At 73.0% G+C, this 11833-nt stretch carries 10 protein-coding genes; 3 read left to right on the top strand and 7 right to left on the bottom strand.

Annotated features, from left to right (window positions below; translation table 11 throughout):
* Positions 1–7 precede the first annotated feature (7 nt).
* The 4 genes from FHS34_RS23640 to FHS34_RS23625 are packed head-to-tail and all read right to left on the bottom strand — an operon-like array spanning position 8 to position 4647.
* Positions 8–655, bottom strand: a complete 648-nt coding sequence (locus tag FHS34_RS23640; RefSeq protein ID WP_184968644.1) for a GTP-binding protein — start codon at positions 653–655, stop codon at positions 8–10.
* Entirely contained in the window at positions 636–1052 is a 417-nt protein-coding gene (locus tag FHS34_RS23635) for a DUF742 domain-containing protein (RefSeq protein WP_184968641.1), read from the bottom strand. Before FHS34_RS23635 ends, FHS34_RS23640 begins: the two co-directional genes overlap by 20 nt.
* Positions 1049–1546 carry a roadblock/LC7 domain-containing protein gene (locus FHS34_RS23630; RefSeq protein ID WP_184968639.1) on the bottom strand — a complete coding sequence of 166 codons (498 nt, stop codon included), beginning with the start codon at positions 1544–1546 and terminating at the stop codon, positions 1049–1051. The genes FHS34_RS23635 and FHS34_RS23630 overlap by 4 nt, the downstream gene beginning before the upstream one ends.
* Entirely contained in the window at positions 1543–4647 is a 3105-nt protein-coding gene (locus tag FHS34_RS23625) for a sensor histidine kinase (protein WP_184968637.1), read from the bottom strand. Before FHS34_RS23625 ends, FHS34_RS23630 begins: the two co-directional genes overlap by 4 nt.
* 385 nt (positions 4648–5032) lie before the next feature.
* Between FHS34_RS23625 and FHS34_RS23620 the strand changes: the two genes are divergently transcribed.
* Complete coding sequence (locus FHS34_RS23620; protein WP_184968635.1) at positions 5033–5821, top strand: protein phosphatase 2C domain-containing protein; 789 nt, start codon at positions 5033–5035, stop codon at positions 5819–5821.
* Between the two features lie 3 nt (positions 5822–5824).
* Here the strand turns inward: FHS34_RS23620 and FHS34_RS23615 are convergent, their stop codons facing one another.
* Positions 5825–6316 (bottom strand): MarR family winged helix-turn-helix transcriptional regulator, encoded by a 492-nt coding sequence (locus tag FHS34_RS23615; protein WP_184968633.1) that lies wholly within the window; start codon positions 6314–6316, stop codon positions 5825–5827.
* Between the two features lie 254 nt (positions 6317–6570).
* On the opposite strand from FHS34_RS23615, the gene FHS34_RS23610 reads away from it, so the two are divergent.
* Together FHS34_RS23610 and FHS34_RS23605 are read left to right on the top strand one after the other, a co-directional pair.
* Positions 6571–7404 carry a lysozyme gene (locus FHS34_RS23610; protein WP_184968632.1) on the top strand — a complete coding sequence of 278 codons (834 nt, stop codon included), beginning with the start codon at positions 6571–6573 and terminating at the stop codon, positions 7402–7404.
* Between the two features lie 135 nt (positions 7405–7539).
* Positions 7540–9957: a SpoIIE family protein phosphatase gene (locus FHS34_RS23605; RefSeq protein WP_184968630.1), complete on the top strand. Its 2418-nt coding sequence runs from the start codon at positions 7540–7542 to the stop codon at positions 9955–9957.
* A gap of 54 nt (positions 9958–10011) precedes the next feature.
* Here FHS34_RS23605 and FHS34_RS23600 read toward each other — a convergent pair whose 3' ends face one another.
* A complete protein-coding gene (locus FHS34_RS23600) occupies positions 10012–10554 on the bottom strand; it encodes a hypothetical protein (RefSeq protein ID WP_184968627.1) in 543 nt (180 codons plus the stop codon).
* A 228-nt stretch (positions 10555–10782) separates the two neighbouring features.
* Positions 10783–11793, bottom strand: coding sequence for a serine/threonine-protein kinase (locus tag FHS34_RS23595; RefSeq protein ID WP_225817573.1), 1011 nt, complete (start codon positions 11791–11793; stop codon positions 10783–10785).
* Positions 11794–11833 lie beyond the last annotated feature (40 nt).

The following is an 11833-nucleotide window of genomic DNA, read 5'->3' as shown; positions in this document are numbered from 1 at the left end:
GGCAGGACTACTCGGGGGTTTCGTCCAGCGCGTGGGCCACCAGGGCGAGGAGGGTCTCGATGGCCGAGATCCGCCGCCGCGCGTCCATGATCATGACAGGGACGTGCGCGGGTATCGTCAGCGCCTCCCGTACGTCCTCGGGGTCGAACCGCTCGCTGCCGTCGAAGTGGTTGACCGCGACGACGTACGGCAGCCCGCAGCTCTCGAAGTAGTCCAGGGCCGGGAAACAGTCCTTCAGGCGGCGGGTGTCGGCCAGGACGACGGCACCGATCGCGCCGCGCACCAGGTCGTCCCACATGAACCAGAACCGTTGCTGGCCCGGCGTGCCGAACAGGTAGAGCACCAGGTCGTCGTCGAGCGTGATGCGGCCGAAGTCCATGGCCACGGTGGTGGTGAGCTTGCCCGGCGTGGCGGACAGGTCGTCGGTGTCCTCGCTGGCCTCGGTCATCAGCGCCTCGGTCTGCAGGGGCGTGATCTCCGAGACGGAGGTGACCAGGGTGGTCTTGCCGACGCCGAAGCCGCCCGCCACCACGATCTTCGTCGCGATGGGGGCGCGCGTCCGGTCCGTCTGCCAGGACTTCAGGTCCTCGTCGGGCCCGGCGAATCCGGCGACGAGGGGGGCGACGCCGGTGGCGTCAGAGACGGCGGAGTCCACTCAGCACCCTTTCCAGCAGAGCGCGGTCCGGGCGACCGGTGCCGTGACCGGTGCCGGTGCCGTACACACGGATCTTTCCCTGGTCCGCGAGATCGCTCAGGAGCACGCGGACCACGCCGAGCGGCATCTTCAGCAGCGCGGCGATCTCTGCCACCGTGCGCATACGGCGGCACAGTTCGACGATGGCCCGCATCTCCGGCATGATCCGGTGGGTGAGGGTCCCGTTCGTCAGTTCCTTGCGCTCCTCCGGGGCCTCCAGCGCCGCCACGAAGGTCTCCACGAGGAGGACGTGGCCGAAGCGGGTACGGCCGCCGGTGAGCGAGTAGGGGCGCACGCGGGCCGGTTTGCGGTCACCGCCGCGGACCGGGAGCCGGCGATTCCTGGCCGTGCCGCTCATCGGGCGCCTCCGGTCGACTCGGCCTCCAGGGACTTGCGCAGCTCGCTGCGGAGTTCGGGGGTCAGGACGTGCCCGGCACGGCCCACGAACAGCGCCATGTGGTACGCCACGACACTCATGTCGCACTCGGCGGAGCCGTGCACGCCGAGCAGCGAGCCGTCGCTGATCGACATCACGAACAGGCTGCCCTCGTCCATCGCGACCATCGTGTGCTTGACCACTCCGGAGTCCATCAGCCTGGCGGCGCCGACGGTGAGGCTGCCGATGCCGGAGACGATGGTGGCGAGGTCCGCGGACGAACCGCGGGGGCCCTTCGCCGGGCGGGCTTGGCGGGACAGTTCGGTGTGACCGGGGTCGGACGAGAGCAGCAGCAGACCGTCCGAGGAGACCACGGCGACGGACTGGATGCCGGGTACTTCCTCGACCAGGTTGGTCAGCAGCCAGTGCAGGTTGCGGGCTTCACTGCTCAGTCCGTAGGTAGTGGGCGCGGTCAACTGCTTGCCTCCTCGGCTGTGCCCCCCGTGGTTTCTTCGGCGTGTGCGTAGCGGGTCGGCCGCTGGTGGCCGGCCGTCTGTTCGGCGATCTCCGCCTCCACGTCTCGGTAGCCGGCCTGGGCGCCGCTGCGGAAGCCGCCGAGCCTGCGGCGCAGGGCCTCGGCGTCGACGCCGCCGGCGCGTGGGCGGGGCGGGGCGGTGGGTGCGGTGATCTTGGGTGTGCGCTTGGGGAGACCCTTGCTGGTGAGCCGCTCCTCGGGTTCGGCCGGTGCGGTGGGCTCCGCCTCGGCCGACGCGAACGCCTCGGCTTCGCCTTCGGCGGCCGGGTTCGCACCCGCACCACCCGTGCGGGTCTCGTGGTCGGCTGCCGGTGGCACCTGTGCGGCGTTCCCGCCGTCGGCGGCCGCCGGGTCGTGGGGGCGGGCCGCAGCCGGCGCCGTCGGTGCGGCCGGCCTCGTCGGCAGCGTCGGTGCGGCCGGCCTCGGCGGTTCCGCCAGGAGCTCCGGAGCCTCCGGGAGCAGCAGCTCCATCGTCGTCTCGGCGTAGGTCTCCAGCGGTGCCTTGGGACGCGTCTCCACGTTCCCGTCGGCGCCGTCGGCCTGTTCATGGGCCGGACGGTCAGCGTAGGCGTCCTGGACGGCCTCGGCCGAGGTGGCGGGTGAGCGGGTGGCGTCGCGAGCCTCCACGGCCCGCGTCTCCTCAGCCGGGGTCTCCGCCGACAGGTCTTCCCTGGCCGGGATCTTCGCCGTCAGGGCTTCCGTAGCCGGGGTCTTGGCCGCCTGCTCCTCCGTCTCCAGGGCTTCCGCTGCCCGGGGCTCCGGGGTCGGAGGTTCCTCGGGCGGGGTGGGCGGTGGGGTGGTGGAGGCGTGGTGTACGGCCTGTTCCGCCAGGGTCACCAGGGGGTCCGCGGACTTGGTGCGGGCGTGCAGGACGTTGGAGTTGGCCTCCGCGTCGGCGCCGGGGAGGGTGAAGGTGCCGGTGGTGCCCGGGGCCGTCCGGGGCGGGAGTGCCGTCGGCGCGGCCTCGGTGAGGAGGGACGCCGGCAGGACCACCACCGCCGCGACGCCGCCCTGCTTCTGCTCGCGCAGCTGGACGCGGACGCCGTGGCGGTGGGCGAGACGCGCGACGACGTACAGGCCGAGGCCGAGGCCCTCCTCGCCCTCCTGGTCGTAGAGCGACTCGGGGTCGAATTCGGTGAGGCGGGCGTTGAGGCGGGCCAGCCGGTCCTCCGCGACGCCGATGCCCTCGTCCTGGACCGACAGCATGACCTCGCCCGACTCCAGCAGCCAGCCGGAGACCTCCACCGGCAGGTCGGGCGGCGAGAACGAGGTGGCGTTCTCCATGAGTTCGGCCAGCAGATGGGAGAGGTCGTCGGCGGCGAAGCCCGCGATGTGGGCGTGCGGGGGCAGCGCCGCGATGCGGACGCGCTCGTAGCGTTCGATCTCGCTGACGGCCGCCCGGACCACGTCGACCAGCGGCACCGGCCCGGGGTGCTGCTGGACGTGCTCGGTGCCGGCCAGCACGAGGAGGTTCTCGCTGTGGCGGCGCATGACCGTGGCGAAGTGGTCCAGCTTGAAGAGCGTGGCGAGGCGCTCGGGGTCGTGCTCGCGCTCCTCCATCCCCTCGATCACCGCCAGCTGGCGCTCGACCAGGCCCAGGGTGCGCAGGGCCAGGTTGACGAAGGTGGAGCCGATGCTGGTGCGCAGCCGCTGCAGCTGGGCGGCGGACTCGGCCAGCTCGGCGCGGAGCTCCTCGCGGGCGTCGGCCATCTTCTGGCGCTGTCCGACCAGGTGCTTGCGGTCGGTCTCCAGGGTGGCCACGCGCTCGTGCAGGGCGGCCGCGTGCGCGTGGAGGGCGTTGACCGAGCGGACCACCTGCGCGAACTCGTCGTTGCGGCCGGTGAAGGTGATCGGTTCCTGCGTCGCCGGGTCCTCCGACTCCGCCAGCCGGGCCGAGCCGCGGCGCAGCACCGACAGGGGGCGGGTGAGGGTGCGGGCCATGGCGGTGGCTATGCCGATCGCGGCCAGAAGCAGCGCGCCGAGGACGGCGACGCGGATCTCCAGGGCGGTGACGTCGTCGTCCCGGAGCTTTTCGAGGTCCTTGGTGCGGTGGTCGTAGAGCGCGGACTCGGCGCCGCGCATCAGGTCGACGCGGGCGGACAGGGCCGCGTCCAGCTTCTTGGTGCTGGTGGTCAGCTCGCTGTCGGCGAGGGTCGGCTCATCGGTGAGCGTGGCCAGGTACTTCTCCGCGGAGTTGACCTCCGGGCCGGTGACCGTGGAGCCGTAGGAGTCCGCCGCCTTCTCGGGCGCGGTCTCGCGGAAGCCGGCGAGGGCCCCGTCGGCGCGCAGGCGGGCCTGCTGGGCGGCGGCGGTGAGCGCGTCGCGCCGTTCGCGGTCCGCGTCGCTGGTGGTGGCCGCCGTGGTGGGGAGCCCGGTGACGGGGTCGATCACCGTCTCGGTGCGGGTCGGGATGTTCAGCGCGGCCAGCAGCAGGCCGCGGGCGGCGGCGGACTGCTGGACGGCGGAGTCCAGTTCGGCGAGGGCGTAGGCGCCGGAGCCGGCCCGCGGGGGCATCTGCTCGGCCAGCTGCTCGGCGAGCCGGTGCAGCGCGGTGATCGTCTCGGAGTAGGCCTGGTGGGCCTGGAGGGCCGTGGTCTTGCCGGTGAGGGCGGAGCGGCGGACGGCGTCGATGCCGTCGAGGTCGGCCCGCAGGCCCGCCGGGGTGTCGGTGTCGGCGCGCAGCTCCTCGACCTGCCGGTCCACGCGGGCGCTGCGGTCTTCCGAGGGCGCCTTGGACTTGGGGCGGCCGGCCGCGATGTAGGAGGTGACCTCGTCGCGTTCGTCGGCGAGCGAGTGGGCCAGCGTGAGCGCGCCCTGGGTGCGAGTGGCGAGCGTCACCAGGTCCTGGGAGTCGCTGACGTCCCCGGAGGCCGTGAGCAGCGCGGGCGCGCCCGCTCCGGCGACGGCGGCGGCCACCACGGCGACGGCGACGATCAGCCGGGTGCGCACATGGGTGGGGCGGCCGGTGCCCACGGGGGTCTGGGGGCCGGTCCCCTCGGGGGCCGTCTGCCTGCCTGTGCGCCGAGGCCGCTTCTTCTGCACCGGTGCTCGCATTCCTGAACTCGTCTACTCAGGGGCCCGGGTGGCACCCCGTCAATTCGGTGCCAAGTGGTGCGTGCACCCGTTTCGTATGGTTCCCGACCCTCCCAGCGCCGGTGGGCAGTGGTCGCGCATCACCTGACCCGCCACCCGAAGGAGTGAACATCGGAGGGGAGTTGACGGGCAAGTTCCTCCGGCGTGTGCGCGGCCCCCCTGCGGCGGGCCGGTTGGACGCGCGCGGCAGGCTTTGACAGTATTCGCCACCACGCCTTCCCGGAGTGCCCCATTCTTGCCCAAACCAGGCGCCTGACCTGCGGGGTCGTGAGAATTCACGGTGCCGTTGCCAGCCTTTGGCGCACGCTGTGAAGGGCTCGTGCAGACTGGCCGGATGCGCACAGATCTCGTCTCGGAACCCGGCGACGCGTCCCGCCCCAACGAGGACTTCGCCGGTGTCGGACTACCCGCCTCCGGACAGGGAGGTTGCGCGATCGTCCTGGACGGGGTGACTCCGCCCGACGGCGGGACGGGCTGCCTGCATTCCGTCCCCTGGTTCACCGCACGGCTGGGCGGCGCGCTGACCGAACTGACCGTTTCCGGGCGAGATCTGACGCTCTCGGAGATTCTTTCGCGGGCGATCGGCCGCACCGCCGGCGCCCATACGGAGACCTGTGACCTTTCTCACCCGCGAACTCCCCAGGCGACCGTGGTCCTGACCCGCTGGGACGCGACCAGGTTCGAGTACCTGGTGCTGTCCGACTCCGCGCTGCTGCTGCGGGGGCCGGGCGGGACCGTCACCGCCGTGCTGGACGACCGGCTCGACCGGCTCCCCCGCTCCGCGCTCGCCACCGACGCCCTCGTGGACGCGAACCTGCGCAACAAGGAGGGCGGCTTCTTCACGGCCGCCGCCGACCCCGCCGTGGCCGGCCGGGCGGTCACCGGCTCCCTGCCCCGGCACGGGGTCCGGGCGCTGGCCGCGCTGACCGACGGCGCGACCCGCTGGACGGAGAAGTTCCGTGAGGGCGACTGGACGGCCCTGTTCGACCTGGTCGCCAAGGAGGGCGCCCGGTCGCTGGTCGAGCGGGTGCGGGAGCTGGAGACGGCGGACCGGGAGCAGCGGGCGTTCCTGGGGCGGAGCAAGACGCACGACGACGCGACGGTGGTGTACGTGGAGCTGTGACCGCTATTTCGCCATGACGCCGTTCAGCTCGTGGAGCAGCCGGGCCAGTTCGGAGACCTCGCTGCGGTCCCAGTGGGACAGCTGGCGGACGTAGCGGGCGCGGCGGGCCTCCCGGACGGTGCCGACGCGGCGGCTGCCCTCCTCGGTGAGGGTGACGAGCCAGGCACGGCCGTCGGCCGGGTCGGGTTCGCGGGCGATCAGGCCGAGCTCCTCCAGGGCGCGCAGCTGGCGCGACATGGTGGCCTTGCCGACGCCGATGTAGCCGGCGAGTTCGGTGGCCCGCTGGCCGCCCTGCTCGTCCAGCCGGATGAGCAGGCCGTAGGCGGAGGACTCCAGGTCGGGGTGGACCTCGCGGGCCATCTCGCCCTGGTTGGCCCGGGCGCGCCGGAGCAGCACGGTCAACTCGCGCTCCAGTGCCAGGAATTCCTGGTCTGCACCACTGGGCGTCACCTGGGCGGTGGCGTGGTGTGCGCCGCCGTTCTCGTCCTCGTGCACGTCAGCACCCCTGATCGGTTTCGCCGTACTGAAAGTTTCTGTCAAACGTCGTCATTGCCGCAGCTCCGTAAGTATTTCGCAGGCGTAGACCAACGGCGTCGTCCGGACCCCCTTCCACGCCGTCATCTACGTGCGTAGCTTCTTTACCACGCCAGTAGTGGCATGCCCACGCCAGTGGGCCGGCGGTCAGCGCCACGATCCCCCACAGCACCTCCCCAGAGCACTCCCCCCACCCCACTCCCCGGAGGCACGCCATGACCGTGCTCAGACCCGGCTCTCCCCGTTCCTTCCGCCCGCGCCCCCTCGCCGTCCTCGTCACGGCCCTGCTCGCGGCGCTCTCCCTCGCGCTGTCCCTCACCTCCGCCCGGGCCGCGACCACCCCCAGCCGTGGTTCCGCCTTCATGGGCATGGGCGTCCTCGCCCACGACGGCCGGGACGGCACCCCCAATACGGGTGACGTCACACAGACCGAAGGGGTGGACGTCTCCGGCCACCAGGGCAACGTCGCCTGGTCGACCCTGTGGGGCAGCGGGGTGCGCTGGGCGTACACGAAGGCCACGGAAGGCACGTACTACACGAACCCGTACTTCGCCCAGCAGTACAACGGCTCCTACAACGTGGGCATGATCCGCGGCTCGTACCACTTCGCCACCCCGGACACCACCAGCGGCGCCACCCAGGCCAACTACTTCGTCGACCACGGCGGCGGCTGGTCCCGGGACGGCAAGACCCTGCCGGGCGCCCTCGACATCGAGTGGAACCCGTACGGCGCCGCCTGCTACGGCAGGACCGCGAGCCAGATGGTCGGCTGGATCGCCGACTTCATCAACACCTACAAGGCCCGCACCGGCCGGTACCCCGTGATCTACACGGCCACCAGCTGGTGGACCCAGTGCACCGGCAACTACGGGGGCTTCGCGGCGAACGACCCGCTGTGGATCGCCCGCTACGACTCCTCGCCGGGGACGCTGCCGGCCGGGTGGTCGTTCCACACGATGTGGCAGTACACCTCCTCCGGCCCGACCGTCGGCGACCACGACAAGTTCAACGGAGCCCTGGACCGGGTGCAGGCCCTGGCCAACGGCTGAGGTGACGGCCGGCCGGGGGCCGGCGACCACGCCGCGACGGCCCGGTTTCCCGGGCCGTCCCTGCGTTGGTGCTCCGCGCCGCCCGGGATCATGCTGGTCAGGAGAGCCTGCCGAGCAAGGGCGAGATGAGCGGCGATGGAGCGACAGTCGACGTACACGGCCACGGCCACCATCGATGAGCGGGGCATCCTGACCGGCTGGAGCGACGGCGCGCGGCGACTGCTCGGCTACGACTCCTCGGCCGTCGTCGGACGGCCCGCCGCCGCGCTGCTCGCGGCCGACGTCACCGTGGTCCGGCGGGCGCTGACCGGCCGGAACCGCTGGAACGGCGCCGTGCCGCTGCGCCACCAGGACGGGCGGTGCGTGGAACTGGGCGTGCTCGCCCACCGCCGGGCCCCGGCCACCGGAACCGCCGACTGGCTGGTGGTGAGCGCCGTGACGGTCCGGGCGCAGCCGCCGCGGGGCGAACCCCTGGAGGAGTGGACCTTCCTCCAGTCCCCCTTTCCGCTGGCCATCTTCGACGCGGACCTGCGCCTGGTGCGGGCCAACCGCAGGCTCGAACACGCCCTCGCCCTGCCGGAGGCGGCGATGCGCGGGCTGCGCCTCGGCCACATCGTGCCGGGGGCCGGGAGCGAGGAGGCCGCCCGGTCGATGCGGCGGGCGCTGGAGTCCGGCCGGCCGCAGGAGGTGCGGGGCCGGCTCGGCCCGGAGCTCGGCCGCCCCACCGTCCTCACCCCGCTGAAGGACGCCGACGGCAGGGTGCGGGCCGTCTGCCTGTCCGTGCCGCAGCCGGCCCAGGACTCCGGCCGGCCGGGCTCCTCGCGCGAGACCGGCTCGCGCGTCGGGACGGCGGCGGACCAGGCCCGCGCCGCCCAGGAACTCGGCCAGGTCACGGTCCCCCGGCTGGCCGACGTCATGGCGGTCGATCTGCTGGACTCCCCGCACATGGGCACACAGGCCTCCGGACCGCCGCCGGGCCGGGTCGTGCTGCGCCGGGCCGCCCTGCGCGCGGTCCCGGACGGCGACGGTCCCGCCTCCGGCACCGGCGTCGGCGTCGGCGTCGGCGTCGGCGTCGGCGTCGGCGTCGGCGTCGGCGTCGGCGTCGGCGTCGGCGAGGTCATCGTGTGCCCGGCCGGCTCGCCGCCCGCCCGGTGCCTGGCGGTGGGGCGCCCCCTGCTGTACGACACCGCGGACCCGGCCGTCGCCGAGTGGGCGGCCCTGGACCCGGGCGCCGCGTGGCTGCGCGCGTCCGGGGCGCGCTCCCTGCTGACGGTGCCGCTGCTCGCCGAGGGCAGCACGCTCGGTGTGGCCCTGTTCGGCCGGCAGCCGGAGCGGGAACCGTTCGGGCCGGAGGACCTGCGGCTCGCGGAGGAGTTCACCGCCAAGGCGGCCGCCGGCATCGAGCAGGCCCGGGCCCACGCCCTGGCCCGTACCACCACCATGGCCCTGCAGCGGAGCCTGCTCCCGCACACGCTGCCCGACCAGGCGGCCATGGAGATCGCGACGCGCTATCTGCCGGCCGCGAGCCGGGCCGGCGTGGGCGGCGACTGGTTCGACGTGATCCCGCTGTCGGGTGCGCGGGTGGCGCTCGTCGTGGGGGACGTGGTGGGCCACGGCATCCGTGCCTCGGCCACCATGGGCCGGCTGCGTACGGCGGTGCGCACGCTGGCCGACGTCGATCTGCCCGCCGACGAGCTCCTCACCCACCTGGACGACCTGGTGCTGCGGCTGGCCGCCGACGAGGGCAGCGCGGACCCGGCCGCCGAGACGGCCGGCGGCATCGGCACGACCTGCCTGTACGCCGTCTACGACCCGGTCTCGCGCCGGTGCACGGTGGCCCGGGCCGGGCATCCGCCGCCCGCCGTGGTGACCCCGGACGGGCTCGTCCGCTTCCTCGACGTGCCGGCGGGGCCGCCGCTGGGTCTGGGCGGGCTGCCCTTCGAGGCGGTCGAGACGGAGCTGCCCGAGGGCACGTTGCTCGCGCTGTACACGGACGGGCTGTTCGAGGCCCGCGACCACGACATCGACGAGGCGCTGGACAAGATGTTCGCCGCGCTCGGCCGTCCCGCGAAGTCGCTGGACTCGGTGTGCGACCGGGTCCTCACCGAGCTGCTCAGTCACCGTCCCGACGACGACATCGCCCTGCTGGTGGCCCGTACCCGGGCGCTGCACGAGGACCGGGTCGCCTGCTGGGAGCTGGACAGCGAGTTCACCGTGGTGGCTCTGGCCCGCCGGTTCGCCGACGAGCAGCTGGCCGCGTGGGGCCTGGACGACGCCGCGTTCACCACCGAGCTGATGGTCAGCGAGCTGGTCACCAACGCCATCCGCTACGGCCGCCCGCCCATCCGGCTCCGGCTGATCCACCAGGGCACCACGCTGACCTGCGAGGTCTACGACTCCAGCGGCACCACTCCGCACATGCGCCGGGCCCGGATCTTCGACGAGGGCGGCCGGGGTCTGCTGCTGGTGGCGCAGCTCGCCGAGCGGTGGGGCACCCGGCACGACCGGATCGGCAAGACGGTGTGGGCGGAGCAGTCGCTGACCGCGCGCTGACGTGCCGGTGCCCCGCGGAGGAATCCTCCACGGGGCACCGCGCTCCTTCATCGATCAGCCCTGGGTACCGCCCTGGGTGTTCCCGTTGCCGCCACCCTGAGTACCACCCTGGGTGTTCCCATTACCGCCACCCTGAGTACCACCCTGGGTGTTCCCATTACCGCCGCCCTGAGTACCACCCTGGGTATTCCCGTTGCCGCCGCCCTGAGTACCACCCTGGGTATTCCCGTTGCCGCCACCCTGAGTACCACCCTGGGTGTTCCCGTTGCCGCCACCCTGAGTACCACCCTGGGTGTTCCCATTACCGCCACCCTGAGTACCACCCTGGGTGTTCCCATTACCGCCACCCTGAGTACCACCCTGGGTATTGCCGCCCTTGTGGCAATCGTGATGGCACTTGTGATGGGACTTTCCGTGGAACTTCTCGTGTGACGTGTGGTTGCCGGTGACGTGTGCGATCGGTGCGGCGGGGGCCGCCACCGCGGAGGCGGCCGGAACGAGGATTCCGCCGGCGATCGCGGCGGACGCGGCCGCTGTCGCGAGGAAGAGACCCCGGCGCTTGGGACGGTTCTCGGAAGTCTTGAAGATACGGTTCATTGCCTTGCTCCTGTTTCCTGAATGGGGACTGGAAGCACTCCGGTGACCCGAAGCACCAGGTAGAGCGGAATTCTTTCCGCCGTACCCCGCGGCCTCATTTCCTGTCCGGTGGGGCCGCACATCCAGTAAGCCCAGTCAGCGGGGCACGGGGCACGTTCCGAGATGTCGGGACTTGACGGCTCCGGTGAAGCCGGGTTAAAAGCGCCGCGCGGCCGGTGTGCGCGCCCGCTACCGGGGCGAGCGCAGGACGGGCCCGGCCCAGGCCGGCGGCTCGGGCACCTCGGACCGGCCGGCGTCCCGGTCCGGGCCCGGCTCCGCGCGGCCGGCCCGCACCCGCATGTCGACCAGCGTCGAGGTGCGGCGGCGCAGGCCGACCGCGGCGACGGCGTCACGCAGCGCCCCCACGAAGTCCAGGCACGTGTCGTAACGGTCGTCGGCGACCTTCGCCAGCGCCCGGCGCAGGGCCTCGTCGGCCTCGCCCGGGATCCCCGGCCGTTCCGCGCTCAGCGCGGGCGGCGGGGCGTACTGGTGGGCCCAGAGCAGCTCCAGGTGGTCCGCGCACCGGAACGGCGGAGCGCCGGCGAGGGTCTCGTGGACCACGCAGGCGAGGCTGTACTGGTCGGACCTGCCGTCCACCGGGCGCCCGGTGATCCGCTCGGGCGCCACGTAGTCCAGCGTGCCGACGAACTCGCCCGCCGACGTGAACCCGGTGAGCGACAGGGACTTCTTCGCCAGCCCGAAGTCGGCGAGGTAGACGTGCTCGGGGTGGTCGCTGTCGATCCCCTTGGCGACCAGCACGTTGCCGGGTTTGACGTCCCGGTGCACCAGACCGCGCGCGTGGGCGGCGTCGAGCGCGGAGGCGAGCTGGGCGGCGATGCGCAGCGCGGCCGGCACCGGGAGCGGGCCCTCGCGGTCGAGCAGGGCGCGCAGGTCGAGGCCGGAGACGAAGCGCATGGCGATGTACAGGATCCCGTCGGCCTCGCCGGCCTCGAAGACGGGCACGATGTGGGGGTGGTCGATGGCGGCGGCCACCCGGGACTCCTGGGCGAAACGGCGGCGGAAGGCGTCGTTGCGCGTGTACTCGGGGGCGAGCAGCTTGAGGGCGACCGTCCGGCCGAGGCGCAGGTCCTTCGCGCAGTAGACGACGGCCATGCCGCCGCGGCCGAGTTCGCGCTCCACCCGGTAGCCCGCGATCTCGGCCCCGATCAGGCCGGAGGGGCTCTCGGGGGGCCAACTCACGCCTGAATTCTACCGAGCTGCCCGGCCGTGGGCTCAGGGA

Source organism: Streptomyces echinatus (assembly GCF_014203595.1).
Taxonomy (GTDB): Bacteria; Actinomycetota; Actinomycetes; order Streptomycetales; family Streptomycetaceae; genus Streptomyces; species Streptomyces echinatus.
The sequence above is the reverse complement of the archived record's forward strand: the minus strand, read 5'-3'. Positions and strand labels throughout refer to the sequence as shown.